This is a genomic window from Pseudoxanthomonas sp. LARHCG66 (assembly GCF_052871755.1).
In genome coordinates this window covers 197599-215704 of record NZ_JBIXJW010000006.1, presented here as the reverse complement: position 1 = coordinate 215704, position 18106 = coordinate 197599, and the positions used below count along the sequence as shown (strand labels likewise).

9 protein-coding genes are annotated in these 18106 nt (G+C 68.0%); 1 reads left to right on the top strand and 8 read right to left on the bottom strand.

Annotated elements, in window-relative coordinates; all coding sequences use genetic code 11:
* The 8 genes from xylB to ACIPRS_RS17035 all read right to left on the bottom strand — a co-directional run.
* The coding region (gene xylB / locus ACIPRS_RS17070) for a xylulokinase (RefSeq protein ID WP_446539407.1) at window positions 1-1492 on the bottom strand (1492 nt) is incomplete at its 3' end.
* Window positions 1493-1505: 13 nt separating this feature from the next.
* Entirely contained in the window at window positions 1506-3887 is a 2382-nt protein-coding gene (locus ACIPRS_RS17065) for a glycoside hydrolase family 95 protein (RefSeq protein ID WP_446539412.1), read from the bottom strand.
* A gap of 85 nt (window positions 3888-3972) precedes the next feature.
* On the bottom strand, window positions 3973-6819 hold the full coding sequence (locus tag ACIPRS_RS17060) for a TIM-barrel domain-containing protein (protein WP_446539406.1): 2847 nt from the start codon (window positions 6817-6819) through the stop codon (window positions 3973-3975).
* Window positions 6820-6887: 68 nt separating this feature from the next.
* Window positions 6888-8564, bottom strand: coding sequence for a GH35 family beta-galactosidase (locus tag ACIPRS_RS17055; RefSeq protein ID WP_446539405.1), 1677 nt, complete (start codon window positions 8562-8564; stop codon window positions 6888-6890).
* Between the two features lie 16 nt (window positions 8565-8580).
* Complete coding sequence (locus tag ACIPRS_RS17050) at window positions 8581-10461, bottom strand: sialate O-acetylesterase (protein WP_446539404.1); 1881 nt, start codon at window positions 10459-10461, stop codon at window positions 8581-8583.
* Between the two features lie 35 nt (window positions 10462-10496).
* Entirely contained in the window at window positions 10497-12701 is a 2205-nt protein-coding gene (locus tag ACIPRS_RS17045) for a cellulase (protein WP_446539403.1), read from the bottom strand.
* A gap of 109 nt (window positions 12702-12810) precedes the next feature.
* Window positions 12811-15768 (bottom strand): TonB-dependent receptor, encoded by a 2958-nt coding sequence (locus ACIPRS_RS17040; RefSeq protein ID WP_446539402.1) that lies wholly within the window; start codon window positions 15766-15768, stop codon window positions 12811-12813.
* Between the two features lie 302 nt (window positions 15769-16070).
* Window positions 16071-17072: a LysR family transcriptional regulator gene (locus ACIPRS_RS17035; protein ID WP_337732552.1), complete on the bottom strand. Its 1002-nt coding sequence runs from the start codon at window positions 17070-17072 to the stop codon at window positions 16071-16073.
* 291 nt (window positions 17073-17363) lie between these two features.
* Between ACIPRS_RS17035 and ACIPRS_RS17030 the strand changes: the two genes are divergently transcribed.
* On the top strand, window positions 17364-18104 hold the full coding sequence (locus ACIPRS_RS17030) for an SDR family oxidoreductase (RefSeq protein ID WP_446539401.1): 741 nt from the start codon (window positions 17364-17366) through the stop codon (window positions 18102-18104).
* Window positions 18105-18106 lie beyond the last annotated feature (2 nt).

Below are 18106 nucleotides of genomic sequence, written 5' to 3'. Positions count from 1 at the left end.
AGCCGCGCTGCTGCGGCGTGAGGGCATCGAGGTGCTGGAGGAAGCGGCGGTAGGCCGCGGCATAGGCCTGCGTGCGGGTGGGATCGGGCGTGGCGGACAAGGCCGGCTCGGTGGCGACATGGGCGCGGGCAATGTCGGCGATGGACGATGTCTCGCCACGCGAACGGCCCCATGCCCACAGCGCCTGCAGCGCCGCGCCGAAGGCCGCGCCCTCGGCCTGCACGGGCACATCCACCGGCAGGCCGAACACATCGGCCACCAGCTGCCGCCACGCGGCGCTGTTGCTGCCCCCGCCGGTCAGCACGATGCGATCGAAGTCCATGCCGGCTCGCACGAAGGCATCGAAGCCGTACTTCAGGCTGTAGGTCGCCCCTTCCATCGCGGCGCGGTAGACGTGCGCCGGGGTCATGTTGGTCGTATCCAGCCCGGCCAGCACGCCCTTGCCCAGCGGCAGGTCGGGCGTGCGCTCGCCGTTGAGGAAGGGCAGCATCACCAGACCGTCTGCGCCGGGCGGCGTGGCGTGCAGGTGGGCATCGCCCTCGCGCGTGCTGAAGCCGAACGCCTTGGCCACCTGTTCGGTGGCCACGGTGCAGTTCATCGTGCAGATCAGCGGCAGCCAGCCGCCGGTGGAGGAACAGAACGCCGCCCACGCGCCGGCCGGATCGACTACCGGGGTATCGGAGTAGGCGAACAGCGTGCCCGAGGTGCCCAGGCTCATCGCCAGCCTCCCCTCTTCCACGCAGCCGGTGCCGATGGCGGCCATCATGTTGTCGCCGCCGCCGACGGCGACCTTCGCCGTGGCAGGCAGCCCCAGCATGGCGGCCATGCCCGCATCGATGTCGAACAGCGCATCGGGTGCAGCGATCGGCGGCAGGCAGTCGGCCAGATCGCGGTCCGCATCGGTCGCGCGAAGGAGTTCCTTCGACCAGGTGCGCGTGCGCACGTCGAGCCAGCCGGTGCCGGAGGCATCGCCCCACTCGCAGAAGCGCTGGCCGGTGAGCACGAAGTTGAGGTAGTCGTGCGGCAGCAGGATGCTCGCCAGCTGTGCATAAGCCTCGGGGCGGTGGGTCTTCGTCCACGGCAGCTTGGAGGCGGTGTAGCCGGCCAGGATCGGATTGCCCGCAAGCGCAATCGTCGCTGTCGAACCGCCCACCGCGTCCATGATCTGCGTGCACTCGGCCGTGGTGCTGGTGTCGCACCACAGTTTGGCCGGGGCCAACACCTCGCCGGCAGTATCGACCGGCACGAAGCCGTGCTGCTGGCCCGACACCGACAGCGCCACGATGCGTGCACGCAGTGCCGGATCGATGCGGTCGAAGCAGGCCTGCATCGCGGCCACCCAGTCGGCGGGGTGCTGCTCGCGGCTGCCGTCCTCGCCGCTGATCAGCTCCAGCGGCGCGCTGGCACCGGCCACCACCGCACGTGCGGCTGCGTCGTACACCACCACCTTCAGGCTCTGCGTGCCTGCGTCGATGCCCGCAACCAGACTCATCGGATGTCCTTCTTCATGTCTTCACCAGCGCTCCCTGGCGCAGCACCACCGTGGCCGACGCACCTGCCGCGAGTTCGAGGTCGAGCGTGCGGCCTGCATGGACCAGCTGGTAGCGGCCGCCCGTGTCCGAATACAGCGTGGCGCGCGCCAGTCGACCTGCTTTCCAGCTGAGATCCAGCTGCGCGGCATTGCGCACGCGCACGCCTTCAAGTTCACCGTCGCGCCATGACGACGGCAGCGCAGGCAGCAGGAAGATCGACCCGCCCCAGCTCTGCACCAGCATCTCGACGATGCCGGCCGCGCCACCGAAATTGCCGTCGATCTGGAAGGGCGGGTGCGCATCGAACAGGTTCGGATAGCTGCGCTGCGGCGACAGCAGCATGCGCAGGATCTTCAGGCTGTGCTCGCCATCCCACAGGCGTGCCCAGAAATTCAGCCGCCACGCGATGCCCCAGCCGGTGGCGTCGTCGCCGCGGATCTCCAGCGTTCGGCGCGCGGCGCGCGCGAGCTCGGGCGTGTCGCGCAGGTTGATCTGCGCGCTGGGGTGCAGGCCGTACAGGTGCGAGATGTGCCGGTGGTGGATCTCGGGCGCCTGCATGTCCCAGTCCTGCTGCCACTCCTGCAACTGCCCGGCCTTGCCGATCCGGTTGGGCGGTAGCTGCGCGCTCAGCGTGTTCAAGCGCGCGGCGAAATCAGCGTCCACGCCAAGCACGCGCGCCGCCTCGATGCACTGGCCGAACAGATCGCGCAGGATCTGCGCATCCATCGTCGGGCCGGCGCAGATCGCTGCGCCGAAAGGATGTTCGTTCTCCGGCGACAGCGACGGTACGGTGACCTTGTGCCCGGTCTGCGGATCGTTCTGCAGCGTCTCGACGAAGAACTGCGCGGCGCCCTTGAACAGGGGCCAGACCTGCTTCAGGTAATCCGTATCGCGGCCGTAGTCCCAGCGGTCCCACAGCGCCTGCAGCAGCCACGCGCCCCCGGTCGGCCACAGCGCCCAGCGCGCGCCATCCGGCGGCGTGGCCGCGCGCCACAGGTCGGTGTTGTTGTGGAGCATCCAGCCGCCGGCGCCGTACATGTCGCGCGCGACGCCGGCACCGGTCTTCGCCAGTTCCTCCAGCATGCGCTGCAGCGGCTCGACGCACTCGCCCAGCCCGTTCGCTTCGGCGGGCCAGTAGTTCATCTCGGTATTGATGTTGACCGTGTACTTGCTCTCCCACGGCGGATCCATCAGGTCGTTCCAGATCCCCTGCAGGTTGGCGGGCTGGCTGCCCGGCCGCGAGCTGCAGATCAACAGGTAGCGTCCGTACGCGTGGTACAGCGACACCAGCGCGGGATCGTCGCCCTGCGCAAACGCGGCGATGCGCTCGTCGGTGGGCAGGTCGGCCGCGGCGGTGCGGCCCAGGTCCAGCCGTACGCGACGGAAGAGCCGGCGGTGTTCGGCCAGATGGTCGGCCAGCACCGCATCGAACGCCTTGTCCTTCACCCGCCCCAGCTGCGCGGCGGTGATCGCGTCGGGATCGCCGCTGACATCGTCGTAGGCCATATGGCCGGTCGCCGCGACGAAGCGCAGTTCCAGCTCGCGCACGCCGTCGAACACGACCTGGTCCTGCTCCACCCGCACCTGGCCCTCGCGGTGCGCGATATGCACGCGAAACGCGAAGCGCAAGCGCCCCTCGATGCCATGCTTGCCGACGTTGCGCCCGCTGATCAGCCAGCCGCCATCGACGACGCGCGTCGTGGTCGCATGTTCGTTGCCAGTGCGAATGCGGCCGATCATCGCGTCGCCGCCATCGACCGCGTAGCGCACGACGATGCACTGGTCGACCGGTGACACGAACACCTCGCGCCGATGCACGCCGGCACCCACGCGGAAGGTCGTGCGCGCGACGGCCGCATCGAGATCGAGCTCACGGCGATAGTCCGCCACGCCATCCAGGCGGTCGAACTGCAGCCACAGGTTGCCCAGCGGCTGGTACGCCATCTGCTTCGCCGGGCGCGAGATCAGTATCTCGTCGGCCAGCGCCGCAGCTTCGGCGTAGCGACCGGCGAAGACCAGCTCGCGCACCCGCGGCAGGCCCTCGCGCGCCTTGGGATTGACCGCCGAGTACGGCCCGCCCGAATACAGCGTGTCCTCGTTGAGCTGCAGGCGCTCATGCGCCACGCCGCCGAACACCATCGCGCCCAGTCGGCCATTGCCGACCGGCAATGCTTCCACCCAGACGCGCGCCGGCTGGCGATACCACAGGCGCAGGTCCTGCGCCGTCGTCGCGCCCGCTGGCGCCGCAGCGGCATCCCAGGGCAGTCCCGCCACCAGTGCACCGCCCGCCACGCCCTTGAACAGGGTGCGGCGACCGGGATCATGTGGCCCGGTGTCGACGGCGACCGGCGACATGCCCGGGCGCGAGGACTGCATCATCCAGCCCTCCCGGACAGGTGTTGTCTACCGGTTTCCATGGTGCCGCCCGACCACCCTGCTGTCATCGTGCAGTGCGGGGAAACCGCACGGCCTGCGCCTTGCCGTCGTAACGCACGGTGACGTCGGCCGCCGGTTCCAGCGTGCCGGCATCGGCGCGCGGACCGTCGATGAAGCGGACGCGTATCTCGCGCTGGTCGACCATGCCGGGATAGCGACCCTCGCGCGCGCCGATGCGCAGTTCACCCGTCTTCTCGTTCCACGCCAGCGGAATGCGGCTGGATTCACCGCGCTCGTAGCCGTAGCTGCGACCGTTGTCCTCGTACAGCGAGAACGTGCCATCGGCACCGGTGTAGACCTCGATCGTCAGCGGCGCATCGGGCTGCTCGTCCACGTACTGCTGCACTACCGTGCGTGGCACGATCGAACCCGCACGCACGAACAGCGGCATGCGCTGCAGCGGCGCGCTGGCGTCGATGGTCTGGCCACCGTCGTAACGCTTGCCGGTCTGGAAGTCGATCCAGCTCGTGCCCGCCGGCAGGTAGACCGGGCGCGTGGTCGCCTTGAACGTGGTGACCGGGGCGACCAGGAATGCCGGGCCGAACATGTACTGGTCGGCGATGTCGCGCACCTTCGAGTCGGACGGGAAGTCCATCGCCAGCGTGCGCAGCAGCGTGCCGTCCTGGTGCCAGGTATCGCCGGCCAGCGTGTAGATGTACGGCAGCAGCGTGTAGCGCAGCTTCAGGTAGTGGACGAAGCTGTCGTAGTGCGGCGAGCCTTCCGGTGCGATCTCCCAGATCTCGCGGTACGGGAACTGGCCGTGCAGACGGAAGATCGGCACGAACGCACCGTGCTGGAACCAGCGCAGGCTCAGCTCGCGCCACTCGGCGAGGTGCGCCGGGTCCTTGGTCTCGTAGCGCCGCTCCGGCGAGAAGCCGCCGATGTCGAAGCTGACGTTCGGTGCGCCGGCCATTGAGGCGTTGACGAGGCCCGAGATCTGCTCGCGCAGGTCGTCCCAGCGCGGCACGATGTCGCCGCTCCAGAACGCCGCGCCTGCGCGCTGCTGGCCCGCGAAGAACGCGCGCGACAGGATGAAGACGCGCTTGTCCGGATCCTGCTCGCGCGAGCCACGGTAGACGCCTTCCGAATGCACCAGCGGATAGGAGTTGAAGAACTCCACCGACGGGCCCAACGCGGTCGGCGTGGTGCGTGCCTTGCGCTCGCCGACGTCGATGTTGCTGTGCAGGTCGGGCTCGCTGGCGTCCAGCCACCACGCATCGAATCCCTTGGCGTTGAGCTTGCCGTTGACCTGGCGCCAGAAGATGTCCTGCGCTTCCTTCGAGTACGGGTCGTAGAACGAATTCAGGTAGCCCTTGCCGATCCAGTCCAGCTCGCCCACTTCCACGTTGCGGTGGTACATGTGGCCGGCGGCGTCGAGTTCCTTGTAGTTCGCGGTGGTCGGATAGAACTTCGGCCACACCGAGATCATGATCTGCGCATGCTGGTCGTGCACGTGCTCGACCATGCCATCCGGATCGGGAAAGTTCCTGGTATCGAAATCGTGCGAACCCCAGGCGTCTTCCGGCCAGTACGACCAGTCGAGCACGATGGCGTCGATGGGCAGCTTGCGCTTGCGATACTCGTCCAGCGCGCCGGTCAGCTCCGCCTGGGTCTTGTAGCGCTCGCGGCTCTGCCAGAAGCCGTACGACCATTTCGGCAGCAGCACGGCCTTGCCGGTCAGCGTGCGGTAGCCGGCCAGGACCTGGTCGGCGTCGTCGCCCGCGACCACGTAGTAGTCGATGGCCTGCGCGGCCTCGGACCAGATCGACAGGTCCTTGGCTTCTTCCGCAGGCAGCGGATCGCGGTGCAGCAGCGCGATGTAGGCCGGCTCGATGCGGTCCCACACCAGCTTCACCTTGTGGCGCTGGCCGGCCTTCATCTCCAGGGCGAACTCGTGGTGCCACGGATTCCAGTTCTGGCGCCAGCGGTCGATGACCAGCTTGCCGTCGATGTACAGCTTGGCGTATTCGCTGTTGTAGACCGAGAACGTATGCCGGCCATCGGTGCGCGCCGCGATCTCGCCCTCCCACACCACGTCGCTGCGTCCGCCCTGCGCCATGTTCTTGCCGGCCGCCGGGAAGTTGGCGAGATCCTTGATGTACTGGTAGTTCACTTCGCTTTCGCGACGCTCCACCACCTGCTTGCCGTTGACCGTGTAGCGCGCCGTCAGCGCACCCGGCTTGCCCTGCGCGTCGAACAGGTCGAGCGACGCGCCCAGCGGCTGCAGGCCACGCGGATCGCCATAGCGGGTGATCGCGTTGCTGTCCCACAGGATGCCGTAGTGGCGCGTGGAGACCAGGTAGGGAATCGCCTTGTCGATGTTGTGCTGGAGCAGCTCGACATCGCGGCCCTTGAGGTTCATCCAGCCCTGCTGGTGCAGGCCGGTGCCGTAGAAGGCTTCGTCATCCGTCGATTCGAAGCGCTGGCGGATGCTGTAGTAGTCCTTGCCCTCGATCTTCGTCGGCGTGAACGTGCGCGCACGCTCCGCCAGCAACGGCTTGCCGGCGGCGTCGAAGAAGCTGACCTGGCCCGTGCGGGCATCGACCTTCGCCGAAATGCCCTGCGTGCTGACCGTCACCTGCCCGCCGGCTTCGCCCACCTTCACTGCCGGCGGCGCACCGGTCTTCGCCCGCATCAGGCTGGGCGTGCGGGCGAAGTCGCCGTCGGGATCGGCCATCACGCGCAGGATGCCCGGCGCGACCGCTTCCACCTTCACGTCGGCGGCAGTCGCGTCGGCGGGGCGCACGATCACGCCGTGGTCGATCTTCTCGACGGCCTCGTTGCCCGCGGCGTTGGCGCCCGCTGCAGCCAGGGCCAGCAGCGGCACCGTCAACGTCTTCAAGTAACCCATCGCTTGCTCCTCGTGGGCGCCCGCAGGCGTCCCGGTTCATGGACCGGCGGTGCCGGCCCGTGGATCGTTCAGTAGGTCGCCAGCTTCACCCGCAGCAATTGCGGGACGCTGGAGAAATTGAGGCCGTAGTCGGTCTGGTCGCCATTCCAGCGACGGCGGAACACCCACTTGCCATCGACGTAGGTGCCCTCGTCGACGTAGTCGTAGATCTGCCGCGCGGCCAGCGCCGGATCGGCGGCGTGGATGTTGATGCGCGCATGCGCGCCGGTGACCAGGAATTCGTCCGGCCCCAGCTGCACCACCAGCGCGCGGCCGATGGGCTCCGGATTGCCGGGCGGCTCGCCCTGGAACCAGAACTGCGGCACGCCGTAGGTCACCACCATGTTCCAGCGGTCATCGATCTTCACCGTCTGCACCGCCTGCCCCGGCTGTTCGGCGGTACCACGCACCTTGCCCTCGAAGCTCGCCTGGGCGATGACGCGAGCCGCCGGCTTCACCATCGCGTAGTTCATCGCGAACGTGGCCAGCGTCTTCTCGTCCATGTGCTTGGCGCCGAGCGGCCAGTTGGAATAGCGCGAGTAGTCGATGCCGAACGGCGACCAGCCGATGGCCTGCTCGCCCAGTGCGGAGAAGAAATAGCGCGCGTATTCCTCCCGGTTGCCGGTCTCGGCGACGAACAGCGGGTTGTCCGGGCGTGAGTAACGGTCCAGCACCGTGGTGTAGTGGGTGTACTCGGGCATGTAGATGTCCGGCGCCAGCAGGTCGATGTGCGGCGCCGCGGCCTTGTACACATCCAGCACGTTGTCGGTCGGGCCACCGCTGGCGTACTGGCCCGGCTGGCCTGGATTGAACGGTCCGCGCAGGGCGGCATTGACGAACATCGGCAGCGGGTAGACCGCCTTGCCCGCTTCCGCCACCTGGTCGATGTAGTGCGCGATATGCCAGGCATGGAAGACCTCATCCGCATCGGCGCCGAACACGTCGCGCCACGTGCCCGGCGACTTGCCCAGCTTCTTCAGCAACGCTGCCGGCACCGGTCCTTCGAATACCTTCTGCGCCAGCGGCGAGAAGTCGCGCACGCTGCCGTAGGTGCCCGGCTCGTTCTGCGGCTGCACCAGGATGACGGTGCGCTGCGGGTCCGCCGCTTTCAGGTGCGTCATCAGCGCGACGAAGGCCTTGCGGTCGGCGTCCAGCGTGGCCTGCGCATGCGGCGACAGCGAGTTCAGCGTGCGACCGTCGGCGGTGACCACACGCGGGAAGCGCGCGTTGTCCAGCTTGACCCAGGCCGGCGCGTAGTTCGGGCCGTTGTTCTTCCAGGTGGCGAACCACAGCAGTACCAGCCGCACGTTTTTCTCGCGCGCCTGCTTGAGCAGCACATCGACGAAGGAAAAGTCGAACGTCCCCTCCTTCGCTTCGATCTGCTCCCATGCCACCGGCACCATCACCGTGTTCGGCTTGACCACGTCGATCGCCGGCCATACGTCGTCCAGCGCCTGCGGCCAGTTGCTGGAATTGTTGACCTGCGCGCCCAGGATCAGGAACGGCGCGCCATCGACCATCAGCGCATGGCGGCCGTCCTTGCTGACGATCTGCGGAATGGGGGCCTCGCCGCCGCTCCGGCTGCCTGCGCCCGATGCCGCTTCGCCCGGCGTTGCCGCATCGTCGGGAGCGCGGCATGCAGGGAGTGCGCAGATCGCGACCAGAAGACCGCAGAGCGTGGACAGGCGAAGCAGGCGAGGCATCATCAACAAGACTCCAGGTTCACCAGGTGTCGCTGCGGAAAGGCGAAGCGGGCAGCTGCGCGGTGTTGATCAGGTCGGCATCGGCGGGATTGTCGGACCAGCCGTAGCGCACGGCGACCGGGCGCGGGACCGCCGCACTGCGCACCACCACCTGCCCATCCACCAGCGACGCCTCCGCCGGATGGAAGACCTGGTCCGTGCCGGCGAGCGCGAAGCCGTGCACGCGCGTGCCGCCACCGCGCACCGCCAGCGTGCCGCCCGCGCTGCCGAACTCGACATGTGCGGCACCGCCCTCGAAGCGGGTGTGCTGGGGCGTCGGGCCATGGAAGTCCACGGCTTCGCCGTACGCCACATGCCGTGCGGCCAGTGCCAGGCGCTTGCCGACGTCCTGCTTGTTGAGCGGATGGATGTCGTCGGGATTGCCGATATCGATCGCCACCACCTGCGCGGTGCCCGGCATCCACAAGGTCATCGATTGCGACTCGCGCAACACCGCCCAGGGACTCTCGTCGCCCTTGTCGGTGCCGGAGGAGAAGTTGGCCAGCTGCACCCAGAGGAACGGCAGGCCGGGCGCATCCCACTGCGTGCGCCACTGCGCCCGCCACTGTTCGATCATCGCGGGGAACTGGCGGCGGTAGCGCAATGCGTCCGCCACGGTGTTCGCGTTCGATTCGCCCTGGTACCAGATCACGCCGCGCAGTGCGTAGGGCTGCAGCGGATGGATCATCGCGTTGTACAGCAGGGTGGGATGCTGGTTCTTGTCGTCGACCAGGGCGACGCTGACGCTGGACGGCCGGAACGACCAGTCCGCCAGCGTGCGCGGTGCGGCGCCCTGCGGCTGGACGAAGACCTCGGCCGCGTCGCCGTGGATGCCGCCGCCCCCGCCGAAGTCGGATACGCGCACGGCCACGTGATTGACGCCCGCATGCAGGGCCGATGCCGGCACGGTGTAGCGGCGCGGCAGGTTGTACTGCATGTGCGTCCGGCCGACCTGGGTGCCATTGACCCAGGTGGTGTCGGAATCGTCGATGCGGCCCACGCCCAGCATCACGCCGGCAGCGGCCTCTTCGGCGGTCAGTGTGAACGTGGTGCGGTACCACGCCACGCCGTCCATGCCGTTCCAGCCCGTGGCTTCCCACAGCGCGGGCACCTTGATCGGTGTCCACGCGGACGCGTCGGTCGCGGCGGACTGCCAACCTGCATCATCGACGGGAAGATCCGGCCAGCGCGCCAGATTGCGGCGCGTCCGCGCCAGCGCCTGCTCATCCTGTGCGCGCAGCGTGCTGGCCTGCTGGGCCAGCGCCTTTTCGTCCAGCCCCTGCGATGGCGCATCCATCCAGGCTTCGATGCGGCTGCCACCCCAGGTGCTGTCGATGATGCCGATCGGCACACCGGTGACCTTGCGCAGTTCGCGCGCGAAGAAATGCGCCACCGCCGAGAACTTGCCCGCGGCCTGCGGCGACGAAGCGACCCATTCGCCACCTGCGAGCTGCGCCTGCGGCGTGCCGGCCCAGGACTTGGGGATCTTGAAATGGCGGATCTGCGGATCGGTCGCGCGTGCGATCTCCCCCTCCGGATCGGCCGACTGCGCGATCGGCCACTCCATGTTCGACTGCCCGCTGGCCAGCCACACGTCGCCTACCAGTACGTCCTGCAGCACACGCGCGCCGGTGCCATCGTCGATACGCATCACGTGCGGGCCACCGGCGGGCAGCGCGGGCAGTTCCAGCGACCAGTGGCCGCTGCCATCGGCCTGCGCCGCGCCGTCACGGCCGGCGAACGCCACCACGACGCGTGCGCCCGGGGCCGCCTGGCCCCAGACCTGCACCGGCTGGTCGCGCTGCACCACCATGCCATCGGCAAAGATGCGCGGCAGTTCGACGGCGTGTGCGGCCGGCATTGCGAGAAAAACGAGAAGAGCGAGGGCGATTCGATTCACTGCGGATCTCCGTACCAGATGCCACGTCCTTCGGTGCCGAAGTAGACGCGGCCATGCAGGCGGGGATCGCCTGTCACATGGCGGATGATGCCGCCAAACCGCAGCGCGTCGGTATCGATCCGCTGCCAATGCCGGCCGTTGTCGCCGGAGCGATACAGGCCGCGCTGGCCCCCCACTTCGCCGAACACGAACAGCACCGGCGCATCGCCGTCCTTCGCCGGCTTGCCCAGGCCCACCGACATCACGTTGTCCACGCCCGGCACGCGTGCCAGCCTGCCGGGGGAAAGATGCAGCAGGCCGCGCCAGGACGACGCGATCCAGGCTTCGCCGGCACGCTGCGGATGCGGCCGGATCTCGGCCCGGTACCAGTCGCCGATTTCGCCCACCGGCGCGCGGACTTCCTCGAACGCGACGCCGCCATTGCCGCTGACATACAGCGTGCCGCTGATGGCATCGAAGCCGTAATAGATGCCTTCATCGACGCGGTCGGCTTCCACCACCGCCGTCTTCGGCAGGCCTTTCACCTGCTGCCAGCGCCCACCCATGTCGGCGGTGATCCAGTGGTATTCGCCGTTGCGGGGATGCCAGATAGCGCGCTTGCCATCGGCGGCCAGGGTGATCTGCCCCGCGCCCTCGCCATCCGGCGGCTCGCTCGCGAACGCGGTCCAGGTGCGGCCGCCATCGTTCGACCATGCGCCACGCACCGCGCCTTCCGGCCGGTTGTGGAAATAGCCCGTGCGTACCATCACCTGCGGCACCTGTCCGGCGAAGGCCAGGCTTTCGGTATTGGAGAAACGCACGCCGGCAAAGCGCGGTTGCGATACATCGAGCGTGTCATGCACGAAGCCGTCGACATCGCCCAGACCGCTGACCAGATGTGCGCCCTGCGGCGGACTGGCCAGCGCCAACGGCACGGTTTCCTCGAAGCCCGCCTGCTCGAAGCGCCACTGCATGTCGGCGCCTTGGTCGAATGCACGCGCATTGGTCGACGCCCACACGCCGTAGCCGGTGACGAACAGGATGCGGTCGGGATCGTGCGGATCGATCTCGATGTCGGCCATCCAGTGCGGCTTCGCATCCGCAGTCCACGGCGCGGACGAATGATCGAAGCGGGAGCGCGGCAGCGTGGCCGTCCACGTGCGGCCGCCATCGACGCTGCGATAGAGGTCATCGTGCGGCTGGTAGCGACGGAAGGTGGTGGCGATGATCACGTCCGGGTTGTCGGCCTGCACCGCGACCGCGCCCCAACCGAACCCCTTGCCGGACGCGTCGGAGGAACGGGGTGCCGGCGTGATGTTTTCCCAGCGGTCGCCGGCGGGATCGAAGCGCCATACCGCACCATCGGCCATGTTGTTGGGGCCGGGCTCGTCGCCGTAGCTGAGCAGCCAGCGCCCGCGCCCGTCGCGCACCATGTGGCTGGGACGCAGCCCCACCGGCTGGCCGGGCACCGCGTGCCAGCTCACGCCACCGTCAAGCGAGCGATACAGGCTGGTCTCGTTCGTCGATACGCCTGCATACAGGGTCTTCGAGGGCGTGCCCGGCGTGCCGCTGGCGGGATCGAACACCACGAACGCGATGCCGACGGGACGCAGCTCGCGCCAGCCCATCGCCCAGGCCGAGCGCGCCTTCGCAATGGCAGGGAACGCCGGCACTTCACGCCAGGTCGCGCCGGCATCGCCGCTGCGCCACAGCCCGTCGGCGCGCGTGCCGAACAACAGCACGCGTCCGTCGTGGGGATCCACCGCCAGTCGTTCACCGTTGCCGCGCCCCTGCTCGTTGCCGCCGAGCTTGAAGGGCAGCGACGTGCGCTGGAACGTCGCGCCGCGATCCATCGAACGCAGGATCGCGCCGTCCTGTCCGCGTTCGTGCAGGTAGGTGCCGACGGCGAGGTACACGCGATCCGGATCGGACGGATCCAGCGCCAGGCTTTCCACGCCGAAGCGGCCACTGTCCTCGTGGCCCATCCAGTCCATCAACGGTTGCCAGCGCTGTTCGCGCGACACCCACCGGTACGCGCCACCGATATCGGTGCGGGCGTACAGCAGGCCCTTCTCGCGCGGATGGAACACCAGCCCGGTCACGAAGCCCCCGCCGCCGATGGCGACGTTGCGCCAGCGGTAGTCGGCGGTTTCGTCCTTCGCCGCGACGGCGGGTGCCAGCAGCAGGACGGACAGCGCGAGGATCAGGCGAAGCGTGTGCACGGAGTCTCCTGTGGAGAGGGAGAGCCGGTGCGCCAGCGTGAAGCACACCCAGGTAGCCGCGAGCGATGCGGGAAGGGCGGTTGCTGCTGCCCTTCCCGCAAAGCGCGGATCAGAACGTGAAGCGGATCGTTGCGGCGTAGCGGCGGTCGTTGACGTACCAGGACGTGACGCGCCTGCCGGCGCCGTTCTGGTCCATGATCGTGCGCTGCTCGGCGTTGTTGAGGTTGTTCATCTCCAGGCCGATCTGCACGTTGTCGGAGAAACGGTAGAAGATCGAACCATCCAGCTGGCCGAACGCGTCGCTGTACACCGGCAGTTTCCATGCGATGCCGCCGTCACCGCCGTTGTAGCCGTTCGGGCCGATCGACAGCAGGTACTCGCTGCGCCAGTTGTAGGCCAGGCGGAACTGCCACGGGCCCTTCTCGTAGAAGGCCGCCACGTTGTACGAGTTCTTGGACAGGCCATCGGCCGGCAGGTCGTCGAACAGCGAGCCATCGGTATCGACGGGCACCGCGTTCGAGGCGTCCGGAATGCTGGTGGAGCTGTCGATGTAGGTGTAGTTCGCCGACATGCCCAGGCCATCGAACGGCGCCGGCAGGAAGTCGAAGAACTGGTTCCAGCCGATTTCCGCGCCCTGGATCTTCGCCGTGCCGACGTTGACCATCCGCGAGACCAGGTAGTCGTACTGGTTGCCGTCGACGCCGGGATAGGCAACGAGTTCGGTCTGCTGGCGGAAGTAGTCCTTGATGTCCTTGTAGAAGAAGTTCACCCAGGCCATGCCGCCGCGGTCCGGCGCGAAGTACCACTCCAGCGACAGGTCGAACTGGTTCGCCTTCATCGGCGTGAGGTACGGGTTGTCGGTGGAACTGCCGGTGAGATCCAGGTCGCCGGGTTGCAGCGTGGTGCCCGGTTGCGGGGTCACGCCGTCCCTGACCGCCACGCTGAGTTGCTGGTAGGCCTGCATGTCGCTGAAGGCAGGACGTGCGATGGCCTTGGACGCGGCGAAGCGCACGATCCAGTTCTCGGCCGGCTCCCACTTCACGTTCGCGCTCGGCAGCACGTCGGTATACGAGTTCTCCGCCGAGATCGGTTCGGACTGGCCCGAACCCAGATACGGCGCGAACGCGTTGTTCGGATAGACGAGATAGCCGTCCGCGCTGTTCTCGGTGCGGACGACGCGCACGCCCACGTTGCCGTCGATACGCGCGTCGTCCATGGCGAAGTTCACCATGGCGTAGGCGGCGTACGTCTTCTCCTTCTGCACGTTGCCCCATTGCGGGTCGGCGAGGTTGCGCGGGGTGATCTGGCCGTAGGGCGCGCCGGGAAGGTAGTACGGCACCGCTGCGCCGTGGATGTCGAGGTAGCTGTTGGGGAAGCCGAGCGCGGTGGCCAGCACCGGCGAATAGAACGCCCCCGGCGTGGTGGCGCCGCCCCGGTAGAAATTGTCGAACGTGACCAGGTTGGTCAGGCTGGAATTGACGGTGCCGTTGAGGTCGAGGCCGGGCAACGGCACGCCGCCCGGCAGCGCCCACCACTGCATCCACGGCTGGAACACGGGCTGCCAGTCGTAACCGGTATCGATGCTGTGGGCATCGCGGTCGGTGACGCGCACGCCGACCTTGAAGGAATCGAAGAAATTGCTGTCGAAGCTGTGCTTCAGGTCCGCGCGCCAGGCGATCTCTTCGGCTTCGTTGTCGTCCTGGTGGTCCATGGTGAACCCCCAGTAGTAGTTCGCGGGGTTCGTCGTGAACTGCTGGTCGACACCGATGCGCGGCACGCCATGGCCCAGGTCGATGTCGATGTAGGGCACGTTGAGGCCCAGCGACACGGTGGAATCCAGCGAACGCGTGTCGGCGGTGATGTACTGCAGGTCGGTCGACAGTTCGGTGCGGTCGCTGAAAGCCCACTTCAGGCCGAACGAGTAATCGGTGGTCTCGGACTTGCGATGCGACGCGCGGATGTCCGTGCCCATCGGGATGTCGCCGTTCGACAGCAGGCGACCGGACACGAACACGTTGCCGTCCATCTCGTACGGCTGGCTGGCATCCACCCGCACCTGCAGCGGGTCGTTCGAGACGAAGATCGCGTCTTCGTACCAGAGCTCGTCGTACTTGCTCTGGAAGGCCGTGGCGAACAGTTCCAGCGTGTCGCTGGGACGCCACTGCAGGGCGACATACGCGCCCTGGCGCTCGCGCTTGTATTCCAGTGTGCGCCAGTCGGCGCCGCGCGGCAGCCACAGTTGCTCGTTGGTTCCGTCATTGTTGAGGTCGGAGTTGGCGGTGCTGAAGAACGGCCGCACGAACATGCCGTCGGTGCGCGTGGCCAGTTCCGAATGCGCCACGTCGACCAGGATGCCGAAGTCGCCGGCATCGGTTTCCCAGCGGTTGCTGAAGAGGATGGAGCCCGACGGCTGCAGCTTCTCGGCGAAGTCGCCGCGGTTGGCGCTGAAGGACATGCCGAACTTGCTGCCTTCGAAGTCGAACGGCATGAAGGTGCGCAGGTCGACGCTGCCACCCAGGCCGCCTTCGATCATGTCGGCCTTCTGGTTCTTGTACACGTCCACGCCGGCCATCAGTTCGGATGGCACGTCCTGGAAGCTCAGGCTGCGGCCGCCGGAAGCGGAGAAGCTGTCGCGACCGTTCAACTCGGACCGCACCTGGGTCAGGCCGCGCACCTGCACGCCACCGCCCTCGGCGGAGAAATGCTCGGGATCGCCGACCGACAGGAAACGGTCGATGGTGACGCCGGGGATGCGCGACAGGGTTTCGGTGATGCTGCGGTCGGGCAGCGCGCCGATGTCGAGCGCGGTGACGGAATCGACGAAGGTGTCGGCGTCGCGCTTGATGTCCTGCGCCTTGTAGACGGAACCGCGGATGCCGGTGACGACGACCGCGTCAAGCTCGGTAGCGGCCTCTTCCTGTTGCGTGGCGGGCGCGGTGTCCTGCGCATACGCAGGCGCGGCCAGCATCATGGCGATGCCCAGGGCGAGGACGGTGGGTTGCAGCTTGCGGCCATCGGAGCGGACGGCACGGACGGCCGCCGCAGGGCGGCGCTGGAGCGTTGACATGGATGTTCCCTCCCAGGACACATGACAAGCGATTGAGTTTTGGTCCCGATCCGCGGACGTCTGCGCGTCTTTCGGCCGGATGAAGCAAGTGGCGGCTGCGGCCCCGGCCGCGGTCGTCGGTGGTGCGGATCCATCCGTGGTGGATGTCAGGGCGGTGAAAGCCATCTGGGCGGGCCCGGACAATCAACCGGCGGCAATGGGACCGCGCTGGGTGACTGCGGCGGGAGCATAGGCGGCGCTGACATGCCGTACCAATGAAATATTGATCGCCAGCTATATCGAACCCGAATAGCTGGCCCGGCTCAGCCCGGGGAACCCTCGCCCGGCGGCGGTGCACCCGCAGGACGCGGCGGCTCCGGTTCGGCATACAGCCGGCGGGCGGTTGCCCGCAGCGCCTCCAGCACGCGCTCGGCGCCTGGCGACAGCAACTGGTCGCGGCGGCGCACGATGCCGAAGAACTCCATGCGCACCCCCAGCTCGATCGGCAGCACGCACATCTGGCCGGTCTGCAGATACGGGCCCACGGATTCGGCCGGCAACGCGGTGAGCATGTCGCTGTGGCGCAGCAGGTGGATGATCACCGGCAACGAAGCGGTTTCCACGATGTTCTGTGGCGGCGGCTGGCCGTGTTCCAGGAACACCGCGTCCAGCCGCGAGCGCAGCACGCTGGCGGCCGGCGGCATGATCCAGCCGTAGTCCGCCAGGTCGGCGTGGGTGATGCGCGGGCGCCGGGTAAGCGGATGCCCGGCGCGCACGATGACGGCATGCGGCTCGTCCGCCAGCGGCTCGAAGTCCAGTTCGCCCGCGCCTTCCGGGCCCATGATGCGACCGACCACGATGTCCAGCTGCCCATCCAGCAGCTTGGCGACCAGGGGCCGGCTGTAGTCCATCTCGACCTTGATGAGGATGTCGGGAAAGTCGCGCTTCACCGCGGCAACTGCCTGGGGAACCAGGGTGGTGCCCGGGTTCACCACCGTGCCGATGGACGCCTGGCCCATCCGCCCGCTGCGCAGCGCGGCGATCTCGTCATGGGCGCGCCCGATCTCCGACAGCGCGGAGCGCGCGCGGCGGATCAGCACCTGGCCGTACCAGGTGGGCTCCACGCCACGCGCGTGCCGCTCGAACAGCGGCACGCCCAGCAGGCTTTCCATTTCCGCCAGCAGCTTGGACGCGGCCGGCTGGGTCATGTTCGCGGCCTCGGCGGCACGCAGCACCGACCGCTGCTCGTACAGGTGCAGCAGCAGGGTGAGATGGCGGGTCTTGAGCCGGGTGGCGCCGAACCAGCCGGTGGTGGGTTGGACCATGGGAACCTCCGGGCGAATGACCTATTCGCGCTGGGAATAGCCTATGACAAAAATTTCATTTGTCGTACATAGATGCCCACGCGAGGCTATGCCACGCTTCAAGGGCGGGCTGGCCGGGACATCGGGCCGTCCGCAACGGGGGCACCCACGGACGGCCGGCACAGGCCCGCCGCACGGTGATCCCGCATCCGATCAACGCCGGGAGGAGGGCCCCATGGCGACATCGCAGTCCGACGGCACCTCGCGTGCCGGCGCCATCGTCGCGTCCATGCCACCCGCAGGTGCGCGCCCGTGAGCACCCGGCTGTCCGGCAAGATCGCCATCGTCACCGGCGCCGCCAGCGGCATCGGCGCGGCGACCGCGCGCCTGTTCGCCCGCGAAGGCGCCACCGTCATCGGGCTCGATCGACAACCGGTGACCTCCACCGACGCGGGCGTCACCCACCACCTCGCCGACATCACGGATGCCGCCGCGGTCGATGCCGTCGTGCAGTCCGTGCGCGAGCGGCATGGCCGCATCGATGCGCTGGTGAACAACGCCGGCGCCGACGTGTTCTCCGAGCCGCTGTCGCTGTCGGACGAAGACTGGGAACGCTGCTTCGCGCTGAACCTCAAGGGCGCATGGCACCTGTGCCGTGCGGTGCTGCCGGCCATGCTGGCGCAGGGCGCCGGATCCATCGTCAACATCGCCTCGGTACACGGGCACAAGATCATCGCCGGCTGCTTCCCGTATCCGGTGGCCAAGCACGGCCTGATCGGCCTGACCCGTTCGCTCGGCATCGAGTACGCCGCGCGCGGCATCCGGGTGAATTCGATTTCGCCCGGCCTGATCCTGGTGCCGCGCATCGAAGCCTGGTTCGAACGCGAGCCCGGCACGCGCGAGAAACAGACTGCGCTGCTGCCGCCGCAACGCATCGGCACGCCGGAGGAAGTGGCCTATACCGCGTTGTTCCTCGCCAGCGATGAAGCCCGCTTCATCAACGCCACCGACATTGCCATCGATGGTGGCCGTTCGCAGGTCTACCACGACTGAGC